The organism is Flavobacterium sp., from assembly GCF_043760115.1.
Taxonomy (GTDB): Bacteria; Bacteroidota; Bacteroidia; order Flavobacteriales; family Flavobacteriaceae; genus Flavobacterium.
Window position 1 is genome coordinate 1 of the sequence record NZ_JAYUPK010000161.1, and the last position, 21,227, is coordinate 21,227.

General features: G+C 28.0%; 22 protein-coding genes. 5 read left to right on the forward strand and 17 right to left on the reverse strand.

The features are described 5' to 3' along the window. Nucleotides 1-146 precede the first annotated feature (146 nt). The 7 genes from ACH2BC_RS13730 to ACH2BC_RS13760 form a co-directional block, all read right to left on the reverse strand. Nucleotides 147-833 (reverse strand): DUF433 domain-containing protein, encoded by a 687-nt coding sequence (locus ACH2BC_RS13730; protein WP_395054597.1) that lies wholly within the window; start codon nt 831-833, stop codon nt 147-149. A gap of 140 nt (nt 834-973) precedes the next feature. Beyond that, nucleotides 974-1,495, reverse strand: coding sequence for a PepSY-associated TM helix domain-containing protein (locus ACH2BC_RS13735; protein WP_395054599.1), 522 nt, complete (start codon nt 1,493-1,495; stop codon nt 974-976). A gap of 30 nt (nt 1,496-1,525) precedes the next feature. Further along, the gene (locus ACH2BC_RS13740; protein WP_395054601.1) at nt 1,526-3,724 is read right to left on the reverse strand and encodes a TonB-dependent siderophore receptor; all 2,199 of its coding nucleotides are present in this window, start codon (nt 3,722-3,724) and stop codon (nt 1,526-1,528) included. Between the two features lie 186 nt (nt 3,725-3,910). Next, entirely contained in the window at nt 3,911-4,456 is a 546-nt protein-coding gene (locus ACH2BC_RS13745; RefSeq protein ID WP_395054603.1) for a helix-turn-helix domain-containing protein, read from the reverse strand. 37 nt (nt 4,457-4,493) lie between these two features. Further along, nucleotides 4,494-4,787, reverse strand: a complete 294-nt coding sequence (locus ACH2BC_RS13750) for a type II toxin-antitoxin system HigB family toxin (RefSeq protein WP_395054605.1) — start codon at nt 4,785-4,787, stop codon at nt 4,494-4,496. A 113-nt stretch (nt 4,788-4,900) separates the two neighbouring features. Beyond that, on the reverse strand, nt 4,901-5,401 hold the full coding sequence (locus ACH2BC_RS13755) for a DUF6265 family protein (protein WP_395054607.1): 501 nt from the start codon (nt 5,399-5,401) through the stop codon (nt 4,901-4,903). A gap of 7 nt (nt 5,402-5,408) precedes the next feature. Next, the gene (locus ACH2BC_RS13760) at nt 5,409-5,906 is read right to left on the reverse strand and encodes a DUF6265 family protein (protein WP_395054609.1); all 498 of its coding nucleotides are present in this window, start codon (nt 5,904-5,906) and stop codon (nt 5,409-5,411) included. A gap of 171 nt (nt 5,907-6,077) precedes the next feature. On the opposite strand from ACH2BC_RS13760, the gene prfA reads away from it, so the two are divergent. Continuing rightward, entirely contained in the window at nt 6,078-7,151 is a 1,074-nt protein-coding gene (gene prfA / locus ACH2BC_RS13765; RefSeq protein WP_395054610.1) for a peptide chain release factor 1, read from the forward strand. 73 nt (nt 7,152-7,224) lie between these two features. Here prfA and ACH2BC_RS13770 read toward each other — a convergent pair whose 3' ends face one another. The 8 genes from ACH2BC_RS13770 to ACH2BC_RS13805 form a co-directional block, all read right to left on the reverse strand. Beyond that, nucleotides 7,225-7,500 carry a YtxH domain-containing protein gene (locus ACH2BC_RS13770; protein ID WP_395054612.1) on the reverse strand — a complete coding sequence of 92 codons (276 nt, stop codon included), beginning with the start codon at nt 7,498-7,500 and terminating at the stop codon, nt 7,225-7,227. A gap of 16 nt (nt 7,501-7,516) precedes the next feature. Then, the gene (locus ACH2BC_RS13775; RefSeq protein WP_395054614.1) at nt 7,517-7,669 is read right to left on the reverse strand and encodes a lmo0937 family membrane protein; all 153 of its coding nucleotides are present in this window, start codon (nt 7,667-7,669) and stop codon (nt 7,517-7,519) included. Between the two features lie 15 nt (nt 7,670-7,684). Next, a complete protein-coding gene (locus tag ACH2BC_RS13780; protein ID WP_395054616.1) occupies nt 7,685-8,245 on the reverse strand; it encodes a hypothetical protein in 561 nt (186 codons plus the stop codon). A 126-nt stretch (nt 8,246-8,371) separates the two neighbouring features. Then, on the reverse strand, nt 8,372-10,117 hold the full coding sequence (locus tag ACH2BC_RS13785; RefSeq protein WP_395054618.1) for a CHASE3 domain-containing protein: 1,746 nt from the start codon (nt 10,115-10,117) through the stop codon (nt 8,372-8,374). Between the two features lie 56 nt (nt 10,118-10,173). Next, nucleotides 10,174-10,620: a response regulator gene (locus ACH2BC_RS13790; RefSeq protein ID WP_395054620.1), complete on the reverse strand. Its 447-nt coding sequence runs from the start codon at nt 10,618-10,620 to the stop codon at nt 10,174-10,176. Nucleotides 10,621-10,625: 5 nt separating this feature from the next. Then, nucleotides 10,626-11,183 (reverse strand): helix-turn-helix domain-containing protein, encoded by a 558-nt coding sequence (locus ACH2BC_RS13795; protein WP_395054622.1) that lies wholly within the window; start codon nt 11,181-11,183, stop codon nt 10,626-10,628. 100 nt (nt 11,184-11,283) lie between these two features. Next, a complete protein-coding gene (locus ACH2BC_RS13800; RefSeq protein ID WP_395054624.1) occupies nt 11,284-11,469 on the reverse strand; it encodes a CsbD family protein in 186 nt (61 codons plus the stop codon). A gap of 31 nt (nt 11,470-11,500) precedes the next feature. After that, nucleotides 11,501-11,971 (reverse strand): Dps family protein, encoded by a 471-nt coding sequence (locus ACH2BC_RS13805; RefSeq protein WP_395054626.1) that lies wholly within the window; start codon nt 11,969-11,971, stop codon nt 11,501-11,503. A gap of 156 nt (nt 11,972-12,127) precedes the next feature. Between ACH2BC_RS13805 and pyrF the strand changes: the two genes are divergently transcribed. Beyond that, on the forward strand, nt 12,128-12,955 hold the full coding sequence (gene pyrF, locus ACH2BC_RS13810) for an orotidine-5'-phosphate decarboxylase (RefSeq protein ID WP_395054628.1): 828 nt from the start codon (nt 12,128-12,130) through the stop codon (nt 12,953-12,955). On the opposite strand, the gene ACH2BC_RS13815 is transcribed toward pyrF, so the two are convergent. Then, nucleotides 12,945-14,951, reverse strand: coding sequence for a T9SS type A sorting domain-containing protein (locus ACH2BC_RS13815; RefSeq protein WP_395054630.1), 2,007 nt, complete (start codon nt 14,949-14,951; stop codon nt 12,945-12,947). The two genes, pyrF and ACH2BC_RS13815, sit on opposite strands and share 11 nt — an antisense overlap. Before the next feature lie 82 nt (nt 14,952-15,033). On the opposite strand from ACH2BC_RS13815, the gene ACH2BC_RS13820 reads away from it, so the two are divergent. Further along, complete coding sequence (locus tag ACH2BC_RS13820) at nt 15,034-15,837, forward strand: ABC transporter substrate-binding protein (RefSeq protein ID WP_395054632.1); 804 nt, start codon at nt 15,034-15,036, stop codon at nt 15,835-15,837. Between the two features lie 21 nt (nt 15,838-15,858). Continuing rightward, entirely contained in the window at nt 15,859-16,641 is a 783-nt protein-coding gene (locus ACH2BC_RS13825) for an alpha/beta fold hydrolase (protein ID WP_395054634.1), read from the forward strand. A 199-nt stretch (nt 16,642-16,840) separates the two neighbouring features. On the opposite strand, the gene ACH2BC_RS13830 is transcribed toward ACH2BC_RS13825, so the two are convergent. Continuing rightward, a complete protein-coding gene (locus ACH2BC_RS13830) occupies nt 16,841-17,551 on the reverse strand; it encodes a DUF4197 domain-containing protein (protein WP_395054636.1) in 711 nt (236 codons plus the stop codon). Between the two features lie 210 nt (nt 17,552-17,761). On the opposite strand from ACH2BC_RS13830, the gene ACH2BC_RS13835 reads away from it, so the two are divergent. Next, complete coding sequence (locus ACH2BC_RS13835) at nt 17,762-21,208, forward strand: methylmalonyl-CoA mutase family protein (RefSeq protein WP_395054638.1); 3,447 nt, start codon at nt 17,762-17,764, stop codon at nt 21,206-21,208. The last annotated feature ends 19 nt before the right edge of the window (nt 21,209-21,227 follow it).

Below are 21,227 nucleotides of genomic sequence, written 5' to 3' on the forward strand. Positions count from 1 at the left end.
TTCATCTTTTACACCTTTACCAAATATTTCCTTGATTGATAAAACTTGTATTTGTAATTTTTCATTAGTATTTAGATGTTTTTGAAAAACATTTAAACCTTCCGCTAAGTGATGTGAAAAATTTTCATCAATATAAATGTTCGTCATTATGCTACACTTTTACAATAATCAATAGCATCATTAACTTGTTTTAAAGAAATTTCATAAGATTCAGCAATAAATTTTTTACTTTCCTTCGCTTTATGAAGATTGTAAATAGTCTGCGGATAAATATTTGTATTCTTTATAACTGGTTGACCAAACTGATGTTCAGGATCTACAATTACGCTATTAGATTTTCCTAATGGATAAAATTTATTTGCTATGTTATTTTTGTCAAAATCTAAATTTTGAGCAAATAGTTTTATGAATTTTAAATTTAGTTGTTTTGTAGAATCTAAATTTATAATTTCATTTTCACTTATTTCGAATACAATTCTTTTCCCAACACAATTCATTTTGCTAATTATTTTAGAACTTGCAAAAGGAAAAGCCGTTTCAAATAATTTAGATAATTCGCTATGTGCATCTAAAATTTTTTGAGTTGGAACACCAACTTCTTTAAGTTGAAAAAAAATATAAAATTCAACTAAAGTATGAAAACTTACTGCTTTACTATTATGAACTTTCCAAGAATATTTTTCTCCATAAATACTAGCAAACCTTTTGTCCCAATATTCATTCAATAAACTATTAACCTTGGAATATTTTAAATTTAATATAGACGCAATGTCAGGAACTGTAAAAATTCCCAAACCAATTTCTATATTATTTTCAAATTCCAAATTTTTCATTTTTTTTACAAATCTAATAATTATTTTTTGATATGAAACTTTATTTATGATTTTCGAAAGCCATTTCTGCCAACTCATAAATAAACGCAATAAAATATCTAAATCGCATTTATCAATCCCAAATATACAAAAAACCCAACCTAAACAAACAACAAAATAACCAAAGGAAAAATAATTCCAGCCAAAGCTAGTTTCCAACCTCGGTTTTTAAAACTAAAATTTCCTGCTGGTATCATTAATGTGCCAGTAATTGCAATGGTTATTAATGAAATTCCAAAAATATCGCCATAGTAAATCCACCAATTGCTTGTGTTTTTATGCAATTTTATCATAGAACTGATAATTGGTGTTTTTATAAACGAATCAATTTCTGCTTTTCCAGTTTTTAAATCTAAGCAAACATCATTTTTTTCAAACGAAATTCTAAGTTTTCCGTCTTCAACTTTAAATCTTCTAAATTTGTCGTCAATATTCAATTGCTTGCCCAAATCTTTAGCAAAATCTTCAGTTATTTTATCTTGTGTTGGTAATTTTACTTGTACTTTTTTGGTTTCAACCGTATATTTTTCGGCGTGCCAACTGTCTCTATGATTCATTAAAATTCCAGAAACGGCAAACGAAATTATCAATCCAATATAAAAATATCCCAAATCGCAGTGCAAGTTTCTAACTTTTAATGATTTAATTTTTGGTTAAAACTTATAGGTTAATGTTGTAGACAACATTCCTGGTGCAATTGGTGTAACCGTATTATCATCATAAACATAATAACTAAATGCGTTGGTAATATTACTAATTTTTGCTCGCAATGTTAACGATTTTAAAGTATATCCAATAGATGCATCAAATTGTAAAAATCCATCAACCGGAATTGGTTTGCGTGCCAATTCTGCTGGTGTTGAAGCATTATTTGGACGTAACCTTCCACCAAAAATGTTGCCAACATAATTAGACATAATTCCCAATTCTAAACCTTTTAATTTTTGATCAAAAGTATAAAAAACACTTGCATTTGCAGTGTGTTTCGGAGTAAATCGTAACGCAGTTCCTTTATCAAAAATGTTGCTTTTGGTATATTTAGTTTCGTTAAAACTGTAACCTGCAAGTATATTGAAATTTCTATATTTTCCTACAATTTCAACTTCAATTCCTTCGCTTCTGTATGCGCCAGCCAATTCTTTTATGTTGGTATTTACGTTGCCATTTGAGAAATCAGTTTGCGCCAAATTACTGTAATCTATTAAATATCCAGTTACGTTAATGGATAATTTATTCTTTAAAAATTCGTTTTTAAAACCAATTTCATATTGATTAATAGTTGATGTTGGCAACGCATTAAAATCTTTGTCAGTTCCAGTATTCAGCACAAATGAATCAGAATAACTAGCAAATATTGAGTTGTTTTTAGTAGGTTGAAAAACCAATCCCAATCTAGAAGAAATTACATTATCGTTGGTTGTAGCTTCAACATTTGCATTTGACGAAACTGTCAATGTATTGGTTGTGTTTTCTAAATAACTGTAACGTAAACCGGCCAAAACTTTGAATTTAGAAGTCAATTCCATCATGTCTTGAAAATAAATTCCAGCTCTTCTAATTTCTGCATCAGCGTTGGTATTTAATTCCATTTCTGGAATAATTGTAGTCGCATAAATTGCATTTTTTGCAATTACTTGAGTAGGATTAAAAATGTTTATTTTATCGTAATAGGTTATGTTTTTAAATGCTACAGTATTAGTTAAACTTCTATCTGCATCCATTCCTAAAAGAAAATTATGATTTACTTTTCCAGTTTTAAAATTTCCTGTAAGATCAATTTCTGCAATAGAATAATCTTGTTTTGCATCATTTTTTTGAACACCTCTTGTCCAATCGCCATTGGCTTGAACTAAATTTGTTGCATTTGGTCGTAAGCTAGAAAGTAAATTAGTTTCAAAACCTTGATAGGAATAAATTCCCTTAAGTTGCCATTTATCTGACAATTGATGCGAAAGTGTAGTGGTAAAACTCTGTTGATTGGAATTAAATTTTCCCCAATCAAATCCTAAGAAAGAATTTCTTGGCAATTCTACAATTTTATAATCTATAGTTGTAAGTCCAAAATCTGGAGTTCTAGAATCTTTTAAATAATCGGCTTCAACAAGAAGTGACGTTTTTTTAGACAAATTAAATAATAGTGATGGATTAAAATAAATACGTTCACTTGAAACAGAATTTCTAAAACTATTTCCTTTTTCGTAACTTGTTACAACTCTAAATGCAGTTGATTCTGAATTATTTATTCTTCCATAAACATCAATAGTTGGTTTGTAAAAATCATATTCTGATGCTCTAAAACTAATTTCTCCACCAGAATTGAATTTTGGTTTTTTGGTAACTAAATTTAAAATTCCTCCTGGACCAACATTTCCAAACAATAAAGCTGCACTTCCTTTTAAAACTTCTACTGATTCTAACGAACTAGTTTCTGGAATTAAAGAACCATTAAAACGTATGCCATTTTTAAAAGTATTACTTCCGCTAAAGGTAAATCCTCGAGAACCAAATTCTTCTTGATTGTTTCCAGATGCATTATTTGCACCAGAAACATAAACACCATTTGTGTTTTTTAATACATCAGAAATTCGTAAAACTTGTTGTTGTTCTAGTGTTTCTTTTTGAATAATTGCTGTTGCTTGTGGTAAATCTAAAGGTTTAATTTTACTTTTTCCAATATCAACGCTTTCTTTTTGTGGATTTGAAATAATAATTACTTCGTTTAAAACTTCACCTTTTTTTCTTTTTACGGTATCGTTTTCTACATAATAATCTTCTTGATTTTCTATTATAATTTCTTGAGAAAAACTAAAACTAAAATTTAAAACAACTAATAAAACAACTAACTTTTTCATTTATTTGGAATAATTAAAAATAACGTTGCAAATATAAAACGTCATTTTGAATTATCAAAGCTTATTTAGAATAAATAAAAATAATTAACAATTGTTTGTTTTTAGGAGTTTGATATTTAGAAAAATAGGGTAAAAAAAACTTGTCTGGTTTGACAAGTTTTATATTAATTTTTAATTTAAATAAATTTATAAATTGAAATTACTCACTTTAAGTTTTGTTTTATTTATTTTTAAAATGGAAGATTTAATTCTGCTACTTTCTTTTTGAGGAATTGTTGTTGGAATTAAACTTTCTAATTTTATATTAAATAAATTGTGAATAATAATTAAATCTTTAATATTAAAAGGATTAATTCCATTTATTAACTCTGATATATAAGATTTGCTATGTCCTAAAATTAATCCTAAATCTTGTTGATTTATTCCTAGTTCAGTTAATTTACTTTTTATAATTTCTTTTCTTTTTGCTAAAAACTTGCGTTCTTTTTCAGCAATGAATTCTGCAAAATCACTTTCTTCAATTTTTTCTTCCGAAATTATTGAGTTTTTATCCCAATTTAATTTTTCACATTCTTTAATAATAGTTCTAAGTTGATTTCTACTTTCGTTTAATTCTGGATTTTCTTTAATTAGTAAACGAAGTTTTCTTTCAATAATAAGTGCTTTTTCAAATTCCAATTCTGAAGAAATAAAACCCTTTTGAAGTATTTTTAAATAAGATTGTGTTTTCATATTCAATAATTTAATTAATCCATTCTTTATCTTTCAGCTATTTCTTGATAGTATTCTTGTTGTTTTTAAATGTTTTTTCATATTCGTCATGACTTCCGCACCATACAATTGTAGCTTCGCCATTTTCTTCAAACTCTATTAATATCAAAGTTCTGTGAACATTTATATTGAAAAAGTAAAATCCATCTTTGTGAACACAATCTGCATCTGGACGATATTTATTAATTTCTAATTGATTTTTAAATTCATTTTCTTCTAAGATTTTTATCAAATTATCAATTTCAGAAATCAATTGAATATTTCCTTTGTTTTTCCTTTTGAGTTTCTCCAAAATTTTCTTACCAACAATATCCACAAACAAATTTCCAAATACAAATATAAAAAAAGTTCTAAATAAATTAGAACTTTTTAACTATTATTTTTTAATTAAATGTAAAATTTCGATTACTTAATCTTAGCCAATTGATAACTTTCAGAAGAATTTTTACCTTTTAAAATTCCAGAAATAGTCGCAGTAACTCGTTTTTCGCCAGTTAGTTTATAAGTAATTTTTTTAGGATAACTGTACTTTGGATTTTCAAAAACCAATAAACTATCTGTACTTTTTGTCATTTGATACGGAATTGGTTCATCATTATTTTCGCCAACAATTGTTGACGTATACAATAGGTATTCTTTATCTTGAACCATTTCTATAGTTTCTCTTCTAATGGTGTCTTTATTTATTACAAAAAATGAATTTCCAGAAAGAGTACTATCGTTTTCTACTTTCCAATTTTCTATTAAAGTTCCAACGCTGTCTGTTTTTTCCCAATCGCCAAGCAAGAATTTGGCTTTATTCAACTCTTCATATTCTTTAATTAATCGTCCGTTGGCATCATATTTATTGCAAGATTGAAGTGTGATAAGTGATAAAATTGCAATAAGAATTCTGAAATTAGTCATAAGTTTTTTATTTTTTTCGTTTCATTGGATAAGCTTCATCTATCTTTTTTCCATCTTTAGTGCCATAAATTGTAGCAACTAAACTGTCATTGGAAACTTTTTTATATGCAATTTTTGTTGGAAAATCGTGTTTAGGATTTTCAAAAACCATTGCATTATTAGTATCAGAAGTTAAATAAAACGAAACTGCTTTGTCTTTATTTTCTCCTTTTACAGAAACATTGTAAAATAATGAGTCGTTTTTTTGTATTAAAACAATATTTTCATAAAAAACAGTATCCTTTTTTACAGTTATATAACTCATTCCTGTAAATGTACTATCGTTTTCTTTTTTCCAGATTTCATTAAAATTGGCATCTTGTGTTAGGTTTTCCCAATTTCCAATGAGATATTTTGCTTTTTCAAGTTTCAAATATTTTTCAACTTTTACAGTTTCTATTTTTTTGCAAGAAAAACTAATAAAAACTAACAGTAAAACTAAAAAATTAAAAGTTTTTGAATTCATAAAATTAGATTTTAATTCGTAAAAATAATAAAAATTAAATTGAAAAACTTTAGTTTTAAAAATTAGTGAAATTTCTAAAATTAGTAATTTGTGATAATTCGTGAAATTCGTGTTTAAAACTCTTCAATATGTAAACTTTTCACTAAATTTGCACTCGAAATAAAAAATACAATGTTAGACAGACTTCAATATGTAAAACAACGTTTCGACGAAATATCTGATTTAATTATTCAGCCAGATATTATTGCCGATCAAAAACGTTATGTACAGTTAAACCAAGAATATAAAGGACTGAAAGGTTTAATGGAAAAACGCGAAGAGTATATTGCGTTAGATTCTAATATAAAAGAAGCCAACGAAATTCTTGCCGATGGAAGCGACGCTGAAATGGTAGAAATGGCTAAAATGCAACTTGACGAAGCCAAAGATAGATTGCCAGAACTAGAAGATGAAATCAAATTTATGTTGATTCCGAAAGATCCAGAAGATGCTAAAAATGTTATGATAGAACTTCGTGCTGGCACTGGTGGCGATGAAGCATCAATATTTGCTGGAGATTTATTTAGAATGTACACTAAATATTGCGAAGGTAGAGGTTGGAGAACTTCGGTTGTAGATATGAATGAAGGAACTTCTGGCGGATTTAAAGAAGTAATTTTTGAAGTATCTGGCGAAGATGTTTATGGAACTTTAAAATTTGAAGCAGGCGTACATCGTGTGCAACGTGTACCACAAACAGAAACTCAAGGACGAGTACACACATCTGCAGCGACTGTTATGGTTTTGCCAGAAGCAGAAGAATTTGATATTCAAATAGATATGAATGATGTTCGTGTAGATTTTTTCTGTTCTTCTGGTCCAGGTGGACAATCTGTAAATACTACAAAATCGGCTGTGAGATTAACACACATTCCATCTGGTTTGGTAGCGCAATGTCAAGATCAAAAATCGCAACATAAAAATAAAGACAAAGCATTGACAGTTTTACGTTCAAGATTATACGAACAAGAATTGGCAAAGAAAGAAGCAGAAGATGCTACAAAACGAACTTCTCAAGTGAGTAGTGGAGATAGATCTGCCAAAATTAGAACCTATAATTATGCTCAAGGTAGAGTAACCGACCACAGAATTGGTATGGATATTTTTGATATGGATGGCGTAATGAACGGAAAAATTCAGAAACTAATTGATGAATTGCAATTGGTAAACAATATGGAAAAATTAAAAGAAAGCGAAGTTTTTTAAACTTAAAATATAATTGAAATAAAAAAAGCTAGAAATTTAAAACTTCTAGCTTTTTTTATATGATAATTTTTGATTAAACTTCACTAACAATATTTCTGTTAATTTGTTCAATTGTAGATTTTCCGTTTTCTACAACTTGTTCTCCTTTTGTAAATAAGCTTTTAGATTTTTCGGCTAAATCATCAATAAAATTGTTGAATTTATATTTTAAATCATCTGAAAAATCTCCACCTTTTGAAGCTAATTTCTCTCTTGTATCTGAACCTTTTTCTGGTGCAAATAATATTCCTAAAGCAGCACCAGCGGCTGCGCCAACTACAAATCCTAAAAGTACGTTACTCGATTTCATATTGTTTTTTTTAGTATTAAAGATCTCTTGCTTTTATTATTTTTAGTAAAACTGCAACTACAGCTATAACTAGTAAAATGTGAATTAAATATCCTGCGCTATAAACAAAAAATCCTAATGCCCAAAGGATTATAAATATTATGGCAACTGTATATAACAAATTTTGCATAGTAGGTTTTTGTGTTTAATTATTTAAGTAATTTTGAACTTTTAAAGTACTAACTTCTTCTAAATTTTTATCTAAAATGGGTTTGTATTGCTCTTGAAAAGCTACTATTGTTTCATCTGTAAGATCAATTTTAATTTTTTCAAATAACATAACCTCGGTAACCATTAAATTTATTAGTTCATCTATAAATTGAGAATCTTTTATAACTTTTTCATTTTTACTTAAAATAACAGAACTAAATAGCGGTAACGTAATTAACTTTTTTTCGGCTATTTTAGTAATGTCATTTTGAATTCTAAATGTAGAAGCTTCTTGATTTTTAAATAATTCTTTAGTTTCATCTGATGCTGAATTGTCTTTAACCTGTTTAGACAATTTTACAATTTGAATATTTATTTTGGTTGACTCAACTAAAAATTTTGCAATTTTTTTATCTTGATTTTCAAGTTCCTCTTGCTCCTGATTAGTTAAATAATAATTTTTACTTTTATTGGTACAAGAAGTTTGTAAAATAAAAAATATCATTACAGAAATTGTTCTTACTGTAAAATATTTATTATTTTTATTAAATGTCATCTTCAAAATTCTCATTTTCACAACACAAAATTGCGATTATAAAAGAAATTTTTCGTTACACGATCTAAGAATTTCGTTACAAGATTACCATTAATATAAAAAATGTTACATAAATTTATATAAGATTTATAAATTTATTGGAAGAAATAAATTAAAAGTTGCGCCTTTATCTACTTTACCTTCGGCAAATAGAAATCCTTTATGGTTTTCGGCAATTTTTTTACAAATGGTAAGTCCAATTCCAGTTCCAGGAAAGTCATTGGCTGGATGAAGACGATTAAATAATACAAATATTTTTTCGGCTTGTTCTTGTTCAAATCCCATTCCGTTGTCTATGAATGAAATCTTATAAAATTTATCTTTGGTTGATAAATTTAGTATTGGATAACTATCGGCAATTATCGTTTCACAACTTATTTTAATTTTTAAAGGTATATTTTTATTAAAATACTTTAAAGAATTTCCAATTAAATTGGTAAACAATTGTTGCATTTGAAACTGAATAACATTTGTAAAAGGTAATTTATCTGATGTTATAATTGCATTTTTATCCGTAATTACTTGAGAAAATTCTTGCTTACTATTTTCAAGAATAAAATTTAAATCGGCTTTTTCAAATACTTTTTCAGATTTATTGGTTCTAGAAAACAACAATAAATCGTCAATTAAAATTCGCATTCTGTTGGCAGAATCTTCAATTTTACTAATATAATTTTTACCATTTTCAGATATTTTGGCTTTATCATCATCACTAAATCTAGAAATAAATGTTTGTATTTTTCTAAGTGGTTCTTGTAAATCGTGGCTGGCAACATGGTTAAAAGATGCTAATTCTTTATTGCTTCGTTCTAGTTCTAAATTTCTATCTTCTAATTTTAAATTAGCAAAATATTCTTGGGTAATGTCAAAGTTAGATCCTATAATATTTTTTTTACCATAACTATCAATAATTAATTTTCCAATAGATTTTATATATCTAGTTTCGCCAGTATCTTGTCTAGTAATTCTAAAATCTACAGAACTAAAATCTTTTTCGTCAATAATATCTTGAATAACTTTTTCTATTAAAACGGTATCATCTGCATGTATGTAATTAAGAATTACATCGTTAGTTGCTTCAAATGATTGTGGTTCACATCCAAATAATCTATATTGATTATCAGAAAATATCATTTTATCAGTATCTAAATTCCAAATCCAACTACTGTATTGTCCAATAATTTCAGCTTGATCTATACGTGCTTTAGAGAAAATTAAATCATCATTTATAAGCTTAAGTCTTTTAACATCATTATTAATTTTAAAAAAAGATAAAAGTATTAATATAAGTGTAAGTAAAATTATGGTTATTGTAAAAACAGGTGTAATATATATTTGATAGGCATATTCTTTATTTTTAATATCTAAAGACTTATTTTCTGCTGCAATCATTTTATCTATTTGAATTCTAATAGAATCCATTACAACTTTTCCTAAAATAAAATTCTTTTTAAACGTTTTATCTTCTGATAATTCAATATTAAGGTTATGTTCTAATGTGTAATTAAAAAATTTATATCTTTTATTAATTAATACATACAGCATATTTAAGTTAGCTTGTTGAGAAACATTGTCTTTAGTGAAATTTTTTAATGCTATAAATGAATTGTTTACTTTTTCTCTAGAACCATTGTAAGGTTCTAAAAATACTGCATCTTTAGTAATTACATATCCGCGAATACCAGTTTCTGCATCTTTTAAATACGAAATTAATTGCTCTAATTCTAACGAAATTTTGTAGCTATGAACTACAGAATTTGTAGAATTGGATAAATTATTTATATGCTTATAGGTTATAGAAGATATAAAAAGTAAAACACTTAGTGATAACACAAAAAGTATTTTGTAGAATAATGAGGAATTAAGAAAATTGAATTTCATACTTACTACTACATTTTTAATAAAAAGTTATCTTTATTTAATCCAGAAGTTTGATAATGCCAATTTATGGTTACAATATCGCTTAATACTTTTTTTAATACTTTAAAATCGCTTGGTTTTTTAATATAAATGTTTGCACCATTTATAAAAGTTTCTTCAATATCTTCTTCAGATGCTGATGTTGAGTAAATTGCAATGGCAATATCTTTAAGATGTTTTTCTTGTTTAATTTCTAGTAAACATTCTATTCCAGATTTTATTGGCATATTTAAATCTAAAAATAAAATATGAGGTAAATCGCAATCGGTTTTTAATAGATAATTCATTAATTGTTGACCGTCATTAAACAAATTTAATCTTGTTTTTATTTTTAAATCGTCAAATGCTTCCGAGAAAAAATCTCTATCATCTTGATCATCATCTGCTAGCATTATGTGTAAAAAATCTTCTTGCATGGTGTTTATTTTGTATTAGCGATTTCTCTTCTTTTAACTATAATTCGTTGAAAAGCAGATGGTGTAATTCCGGTTGTGTTTTTAAATTGTGTACTTAAATGGGCAACGCTAGAATAACTTAATTTAAAAGCAATTTCTGTTAAACTCAATTCGTTAGAAATTATTAATTGCTTAGTCAATTCAATTTTTTGAAGTATAATAAAATTTTCTATTGATGTATAGGTAACTTCAGAAAACAAATTGGAAATGTAACCATAACTGTGACTTAATTTCTCTGCTAAATATACAGAACTTTTTACATTTACAATATCATCAGAGTGAATCATTTCCATAATGGTATCTTTAATTTTTTGAACTAAAATACTTTTTTGGTTTTCTACAATATTAATTCCGTTGCTGTGTAAAGATTTTTTTAATTCTAAATAATGGTCATCTGTTAATTTTTCTGTAATTTCAATTTCTCCAAAACCAATTGTTCTATAACAAACTTTTAGTTTATCAAATTGCTGGTCGAGAAAAATCTTGATGATTTCGTTGGTGTCAAATTTTAAAAAAAGTTTCATTTAAATATTTTGGTTAAGGTTACGTAAAAGTAAAAAATTTTTCATAAAAAAACCACCTAAAAAAAATTTAAGTGGCTAAAAGTTTAACAAATTTAATATACTATTTATCTGATAAAATCTTGTGTAGTTCTTCTTTAGTTTTTCCTAGTTTTTGTTCTAGTTTTCCCATCATTTCGTCTTTTTTTCCTTCTGCAAATAACAAATCGTCATCAGTTATTGTAGCAAATTTTTGTTTAATTTTACCTTTAAATTCTTCCCAGTTTCCTTCTAATTCTGTTGTGTTCATCTTGTTTTTTTTTTAAATTGTTATGAGTTGTTTAGCTTAAATATCTTCTTAAAACCCAAGCAGCTTTTTCATGTTCTTTTAATAATCCTGTTAAAAAATCGGCACTTCCAGCATCTTCATTTTCATCACATTTTGTAATATCATCTCTTAATGAAATAGTAAATTTTTCATTATCTGATAATAATTCTGTTAACATTTCTTTTTGATTTGGATACACCTTTGGCGACTCAACAAGGTTAGTATGATCTAAAAATTCTTTCATTGTGCCAATAGTTTTTCCTCCAAGTTGATTAATTCTTTCGGCAACATCGTCAATAATTTTTTCAAGAACATTATATTGATCTTCAAATAATTTGTGTAGTTCCATAAAACTATTTCCATTTACGTTCCAATGAAATTTTCTTGTTTTTGTGTAAAGCATTACTTCATCGGCAAGCACAACCGATAATATTTTTATACTTGAATCTAAATTTTTTTGAGTAATTCCAATATTTGGTTTCATAAGATTGTTTTGTTTATAAATTGTTTAAGCAAAGTTACTTACCAATTAAATTTTAAAAATTACATAATTATTTTTTAGATTTATAGAATTACTTTATTTAGTAAATTTCAATTGCTTGACTAACTTTCTTATATTTGCCAAACAACACAATTAGCAATGACAACACAACAATTAATTGAACAAATTCATCATAAAAAATCATTTCTATGCATTGGTTTGGATGTCGATTTGTCTAAAATCCCATCCCATTTATTAGAAAAAGAAGATTCAATTTTTGAGTTTAATAAAGCAATTATAGATGCAACTCATCATCTTTGTGTTTCGTATAAACCAAATACAGCATTTTATGAAGCTTGCGGTATTCAAGGTTGGCAATCATTAAAAAAAACTATTGATTATTTAAACGAAAACTATCCTGAAATTTTTACAATTGCCGATGCAAAACGTGGTGATATTGGAAATACCTCAACAATGTATGCCAAAGCTTTTCTGGAAGATTTAAATTTTGATAGCGTTACTGTTGCGCCATATATGGGAAAAGATTCCGTTGAACCTTTTTTAGAATTCAAATATAAACATACCATAATGTTGGCACTTACGTCAAATGAAGGAGCTTTTGATTTTCAAACTAAAATTATTGAAGGTAAAGAATTGTACAAAACTGTTATTGAAACTTCTAAAACTTGGAAAAACTCTGAAAATTTAATGTATGTTGTTGGCGCAACGAAAGCTCAATATTTTGCAGAAATTAGGCAACTAATTCCAGATAGTTTTCTATTAGTTCCAGGAATTGGAGCGCAAGGAGGAAATTTGCAAGAAGTATGTAAATTTGGAATGAATTCAAATATAGGATTGCTCATAAATTCGTCTCGCGGAATAATTTATGCTTCAAATGGATTAGATTTTGCAGAAAAAGCCAATATAGAAGCATTGAAAATTCAACAAGAAATGGAAGCAATTTTAGTTTCAAAATTTAGTTTTTAATAAATTTTTCTACTCCAATTTTACTATTAGAAATTAATTTGATAAAATACAATCCATTAGATAAATTGGAAATATCAATTTTTGTATTCAAATAATTATTTTGCATAATAATTTTTCCAAGATTGTCAATAATTAGATAAGAATCAATTTTTTCTAATGAAATAATTTCTATAAAATTAGTAGATGGATTAGGTATTAATTTAAAATTTAATATACTAAAATCTTCATTATTTAATATCGAGTTTGCATTAATTCCAATACTTGGATTTAAATAAGTTCCACTTCCTGTAGTTTCTAGTTTTACAGCTTTTACAATATAATTACGAATTACAGCAGTTAAATCAGTATCAGTAAAAGTTAATTCGGTAATAACATTGGAAGTCAATCTTTGGTAAGGTCCAAATTCACTATAACTTCTATACACATGATAACCAATTATATTTGTATCTGTTGATGCTGACCAAGTTATTGTATGACCATTTAAAAAAGATACTTGAACATTTGATGGCGGTTTTACCTGATTTAAACGTAATGTTGGATCGCCATGATATTGAAAATGAGTTCTGTTCCAGTAAACTGGTGTGTCATATTGTTGTGATGGTTTTAAATACAAACTATTGGTTTGACTATGATCCATAATTCGTTTGCAACTCCATCCAATTGTTTCTCCCATTCCAGGTTGATGAAAAATATTTATACCTGTTGTAGTATAAATAATTCCTAAACATTTTGTGTTTAAAGATAAAAGTTCTCTTATTTTACCGTAAGCGCCAAAAATGTAAGGTTCGTCCCAATAACCCCAATAACTTTGATCACTAGAGAAAATAGTTGAATTCATTCCATAGGTTTGCAATTGCGATGCATCTGGAACTTCTATGTTTTGCATAAATAATTGATAAGGTCCATTTTGTGAAACCCATTGAGGAAAAGGTAAATTTCCTGAATAAAAATTAACATTTTCTGCTCCAGAAATAGGAATTAAACTTCTATATGATCCATCATTTGAATTATCATATCCAAAATTAAATGCCGTTTTATTTCCCATATCACATCCATCAGAAACAATTCTATAATTGTGAAGCTTATTTAAATAATTACGAATTAAATTCTCTTCATTTAAAGAACTTCCTGCAACATCGGCAAAGTCTACTCTTCCAAAAGCCATTTCTAACGTTGACGGAATATAATCTTGATCCCATTTTAAATCATTTGGTAAATTGATTGCTTTTACATCTATATTTCCAGGATTGAAAGTGGCTAAATCTGTAAAAACTCCGTCAATATCAGCATAAAAACAGTCTGCGCCACGAGCACCTTTATTTTCGTCATGTTCATCTGGTGTAGCTTCTCCTAAACCAGAACGCGCTATTGGAATATGACCCAATAAAAATAAATGACTTGGTTTATCAGTTTCTGGAGAATTAGTATAGGCAGTAACAATTTCATTTTTTACAGTTAAAATACTTGCTTCAGTTTCCCAAGTTGTTGCTCTAGGCACATGAATTTCTATAACTAACCAACCTTCGTTTGTTAAATCTGTTTTAAGTTGTAAAATTTCAGTTGATAAACTAGTTTCAAATGAATTATCAATTACTAAAATCATTCTTCCTTTATAATTAGTTTGATCATATCGTAAACAGGCAGTTATGTATCCAGTTGCGATAGAAAATTCTGACGTTCTTGAAACTTGATATTCATAAGATTGTCCTACTAAAACTGAGTTGTCAACATAAGTAGACGATACAGGATAATTAGAAACTAAAGTAGTCCAATCTGAATTAGAACCATTAATAGGTCTTCTTTTTATAGTATAATTTTCAGAGGTGTTGTAAATGTTTTCAAGTAAATTTATAGTTATTCCAGCAGGATTTTCAATTGCTGTTGCAGAAATTAGACAAACTCTTCGTCCATTTGTATTAAAATTATAATCAAAATTAAATTGTGCGTATATTTGACTGGTAAATAGCAATACGAATAATAGTATTTGTTTTCTCATAATCATCCAATTTATATTATAAAATTAATGATTATATTGTTGATATTAAAATAATTAACATTTGTTGAATTGAAATTAAAAAATGAGAATTTGTATTGATCAACTTGCAACATCGCACAGATTTGAAAAAACTCCCACAAGAATTATTTCATTAGTTCCATCGCAAACCGAATTGTTATATGATTTAGGTTTGGAAGAAAGTATTATAGGAATTACAAAATTCTGCGTGCATCCATTTCATTTAAAAGCTACTAAAAAAATAATTGGAGGAACTAAAAAAGTTCATTTTGAAAAAATAAAACTACTTCAACCAGATATTATCATAGCCAATAAAGAAGAAAATACTAAAGAAATAGTTGATGAATTATCCAAAATTTGTCCAGTTTGGGTAACTAACATAATAACATTAGAAGACAATTTACAAATGATTGAAGACTTCGGTAATTTATTTAATAAAAGAACCGAAGCACAAAAATGGATTGACAAAATAAATTTTAATTATGAAGACTTTAAACTTTTTGTTAAAGACAAACCATTAAAAAAAGTTGCCTATTTTATTTGGGCAAACCCATATATGGTTGCAGGAAAAGACAATTTTATTAACGAAATGTTGCAATTAAATCATTTTGAAAACGTGTATGAAAACAGAGAAGAACGTTATCCTGAAATTATAATTCAAAAAATTCGCATTCAAGGCAATCCAGAAATTATATTTTTATCATCAGAACCTTTTCCGTTTAAAGACGAACATGCCTTTGAAATTGGAAGGTTTACACATCATGCCAAAACTATTTTTGTAGATGGAGAATTTTTCTCTTGGTACGGAAGTCGAATTGCAAAGGCATTTGATTACTTTAAACAAATTCACAATAGAATAGAAGAATAATTGTAATTTTACAAAAAAAACGTGCTTAGTTATACCATTTACAATCATCCAACTTCTACACAATGGGTAACGTTTGTTCATGGCGCAGGCGGAAGTTCGTCAATATGGTTCAAGCAAATTCGCGATTTTAAAAAACAATACAACATTTTACTTTTAGATTTACGTGGTCATGGAAATTCTAAAAATGCAATTCAAACAGCTTTTAAGCAAAAATATACTTTCGAATCTATTAGCAATGATATTTTAGAAGTTTTAGATTTTTTAAAAATTGAGAAATCACACTTTATCGGAATTTCATTAGGTACAATTTTAATTAGACAATTGGCAGAAACACATCCTCAAAGAGTACAAAGTATGATTCTTGGTGGTGCTATTTTAAAGATGAATTTTCAATCACAAGTACTAATGAAAGTAGGAAATATTTTTAAATATGTTTTGCCTTATTTAATCTTGTACAAACTGTTTGCATTTATAATTATGCCAAAGAAAAACCACAAACAATCTAGATTATTGTTTATTAACGAAGCCAAAAAATTATATCAAAAAGAATTTATAAAGTGGTTTAAGTTGACAGCCGAAATTAATCCTCTTTTAAAATGGTTTAGACAAATAGAATTAAATATACCAACACTTTATGTTATGGGTGAAGAAGATTATATGTTTTTACCTTCGGTTAGAAAAGTGGTTGAAAATCATTCTAAATCATCTCAACTAGCAGTAATTCCAAACTCAGGACACGTTGTAAATGTAGAACAGCCAATACATTTTAATCAAATAGTTCTAAATTTTATCAATGCCAATTAAAATAAAAATCACGCCTTTAGAGCGTGACTTTTTTCTATAACTAACTAAACCAACTAATATAATAAAAACCTCTTTTTATTACATTGCAAATATCTAATAATTTGCTATTAGTATTCGTTAAGTCAATGTTATTGTTATGTTATTGATTATTAAAATTTTTTAGAATTATTTGTTATAAATAAATGTATCAAGTTATAGTTTATTTCTTGTCTTGCAAAGCAAAAACACGTTTCAATAAATCGGAAGTTCTTGAATTTAAATCGGTTCTAATATTTTTTTCTTCAACGGCAACCATTTTAAAAACACCATTTAATGCTTGATTGGTCACATAATCTGTCAAATCTGGATTTACTTTTTTAACTAAAGGAATAGCATTATATTTTGTTATGATATTTGCCCAAATTTTATCTGCTCCAACTTTGGCAAAAGAATTTTTTATTACTGGATTAAATTTTCCGTATAATGCAGATGAAGTAGTACCTTTTAAATAGGTTGTTGCCGCACTTTCATTTCCTAACAAAATATTTTTAGCATCGGTAAAAGTCATTTCTTTTATTGCATTTACAAAAATTGGCGTAGCTTCTTTTACAGCATCTTCAGCAGTTCTATTTATTGCTTTTAATCCGTCATCAGCCAACTTAGATAAACCAATTTTTCTTAAACTTTTATCTACTCGTTGTAATTCTTCGGGTAATAAAATTTTTACCAATTCATTTTTGTAAAAACCATCAACAGCAGTAAGTTTTACTACTTGTTTGTTTATTCCGTTATTCAAAGCTTCTTTTAAACCACCAGAAATATCAACATTTCCTTGTTCTAAAACTCCAGGCAACTGACTGGCAACTTGCTGCAATTCGGCACAACTAGAAAAAGTTCCAGTAACTAATAAAACTAAAAGTATTTTTTTCATAATTTTTTTATTTTCGATTTCCATCTTCAAACTTCCATCTTTTTTTATTTCAATCTAAAATCTAAAATCTAAAATCTAAAATCTAAAATCTTCCGACTTCCATCTTCCATCTCATTTACAAATATAATGCCTCAAATTTTAAAACAATAAATAAGTTATAAAAATTATTAAATTCGTAAATTGCGCTCATAAAATTATCATTATACTAAAATGGAACCTCAAATACCTTATATTCCTAAAAATAAAGTAAGAATTGTAACTGCCGCATCATTATTTGATGGACACGATGCAGCAATAAATATAATGCGAAGAATTATTCAATCTACAGGTGTTGAAGTAATTCATCTTGGACACGATAGAAGCGTAGAAGAGGTTGTAAATACTGCCATTCAAGAAGATGCCAATGCTATTGCAATGACGTCTTATCAAGGTGGACACAATGAGTATTTTAAATACATGCACGATTTATTGAAGGAAAAAGGTGCAGGACATATTAAAATTTTTGGTGGTGGTGGAGGTGTAATTTTGCCAGATGAAATTGCCGATTTGCAAGCGTACGGAATTACAAGAATTTATGCGCCAGATGACGGAAGAGCTATGGGATTGCAAGGAATGATTAACGATTTAGTTCAAAAATCTGATTTTCCTGTTGGTAATGTTTTGAATGGAGAATTCAATCATCTTGAAGATAAAAATCCTACTGCAATTGCAAGATTAATTTCTTCGGCAGAAAATTTTCCTGAAATTGCCAAAGAAACATTTGATAAAATTCATAAGAAAAACGAAAATTCTACTATTCCAGTTCTTGGAATTACAGGAACTGGTGGTTCTGGAAAATCCTCTTTAGTTGATGAATTAGTAAGACGATTTTTAATAGATTTTCCAGAAAAAACCATTGGATTAATTTCTGTAGATCCATCAAAAAGAAAAACTGGCGGTGCACTTTTGGGTGATAGAATTCGTATGAATGCTATTAACAATCCTAGAGTTTATATGCGTTCGTTGGCAACACGTCAATCTAATTTGGCTTTGTCCAAATATGTTGCAGAGGCAATTCAAGTGTTGAAAGCTGCAAAATATGATATTATAATTCTTGAAACTTCTGGAATTGGTCAAAGTGATACAGAAATTATGGATCATTCTGACGTTTCTTTATATGTAATGACGCCAGAATTTGGTGCTGCAACGCAATTGGAAAAAATTGATATGTTAGATTTTGCCGATATTGTAGCTGTAAATAAATTTGATAAACGTGGTGCTCTTGATGCTTTGCGAGATGTTAAAAAACAATATCAAAGAAATCATAATCTTTGGGATTCTAATTTGGATACAATGCCGGTTGTGGGAACAATTGCCTCGCAATTTAATGACCCAGGAATGAACCAACTTTACAAAAAGATAATGGATAAAGTGGTTGAACAAACCAATTCCGATTTAAAATCTACATTTAAAATCACTCGTGAAATGAGTGAAAAAATATTTGTAATTCCACCACACAGAACGCGTTACTTATCTGAAATTGCTGAAAATAATAGAAAATATGATGCAACAGCGCTTTCTCAAGTTGAAGTTGCTCAAAAATTATATGGAATTTTTAAAACAATAGAATCAGTTTCTAATAAAGTTCCTTCAATCAATAAAGCTGGAATTGATAATGATTCTGTCATTGAAAGTAATTCTGTAATAACAAGCGCAGTCGAGGTACAACCTTTTATTAAACTTCTTATTGCAGAATTCGACAGAGTAAAAATGAACCTCGATCCATACAATTGGGAAATAATTTTAACTTGGGATGAAAAAATAAATAAATATAAAAATCCGTTTTACAGTTTTACAGTTCGTGATAAGGAAATTAAAATTGCTACACATACCGAATCACTTTCGCATTCTCAAATTCCAAAAGTATCACTTCCAAAATACAAAGCTTGGGGCGATATTTTAAAATGGAATTTACAAGAAAATGTACCTGGCGAATTTCCTTTTGCATCTGGATTGTATCCTTTTAAAAGAGAAGGCGAAGATCCAAGCAGAATGTTTGCTGGCGAAGGTGGACCAGAACGGACCAACAAACGTTTTCATTATGTAAGTGCTGGTTTGCCTGCAAAACGACTTTCTACCGCTTTTGACAGTGTAACTTTGTATGGAAATGACCCAGATTTACGTCCAGATATTTATGGAAAAATTGGAAATGCTGGTGTATCAATTTGCTGTTTGGATGATGCAAAAAAATTATATTCTGGTTTCGATTTAAGTCACGCAATGACATCAGTTTCTATGACAATTAATGGTCCGGCGCCAATGTTGCTTGGATTTTTTATGAATGCAGCAATTGATCAAAATTGTGAAAAGTACATTAAAGAAAACAATCTTGAAGTTGAAATTGAAGAAAGAATAAACGAAATTTATAAGAAAAAAGGAGTTTCAAGACCAAAATATAATGGCGATTTACCAGAAGGAAATAATGGTTTAGGTTTGATGTTACTTGGTGTAACAGGTGATGAGGTTTTGCCTAATGATGTCTATAATGATATAAAAATCAAAACTTTAACTCAAGTTCGTGGTACTGTTCAAGCAGATATTTTAAAAGAAGATCAAGCGCAAAATACTTGTATATTTTCTACAGAATTCGCTTTACGATTGATGGGCGATGTGCAAGAATATTTTATAACTCAAAATGTTAGAAATTTTTATTCGGTATCAATTTCTGGTTATCACATTGCCGAAGCTGGCGCAAATCCTATAACTCAATTGGCATTTACACTTTCAAATGGTTTTACTTACGTAGAATATTATTTAAGTCGTAGTATGAATATTAACGATTTTGGACCTAATTTATCGTTCTTTTTCTCTAACGGAATTGATCCAGAATATGCAGTTATTGGTCGTGTTGCCAGAAAAATCTGGGCTAAAGCCATGAAAAATAAATATGGAGCGAATGAAAGAGCACAAATGTTGAAATACCATATTCAAACCTCTGGACGTTCACTTCACGCACAAGAAATAGATTTTAATGATATTCGTACTACTTTACAAGCGTTGTATGCTATTTATGATAATTGTAACTCGTTGCATACCAATGCTTATGATGAAGCAATTACAACACCAACAGAAGAAAGTGTACGAAGAGCAATGGCAATTCAATTGATTATAAATAAAGAATTAGGATTGGCTAAAAACGAAAATCCAATACAAGGTTCATTCATTATTGAAGAATTAACCGATTTAGTTGAAGAAGCCGTTTTATTAGAATTTGATAGAATTACAGAACGTGGCGGAGTTCTTGGTGCAATGGAAACCATGTACCAACGAAGCAAAATTCAAGAAGAAAGTTTGTATTATGAAACCTTGAAACATACAGGCGAATTTCCAATAATTGGTGTAAATACGTTTTTGAGTAGCAAAGGTTCGCCAACAGTTTTACCAGCAGAAGTTATTAGAGCAACTGAAGAAGAAAAGCAATTTCAAATAAAAACTCTAGAAAATTTACATAATGCGAATGCAGAAAAGGTAAAAGAGCAAATAGAATTATTACAAAATGCTGCTATTAAAAATGAAAATATGTTTAAGTTATTGATGGATGCTACAAAATATTGTACGTTAGGTCAGATTACTGCTGGGTTGTTTGAAGTTGGTGGTCAGTATAGAAGGAATATGTAGTTTTTTGAATATCAAATTT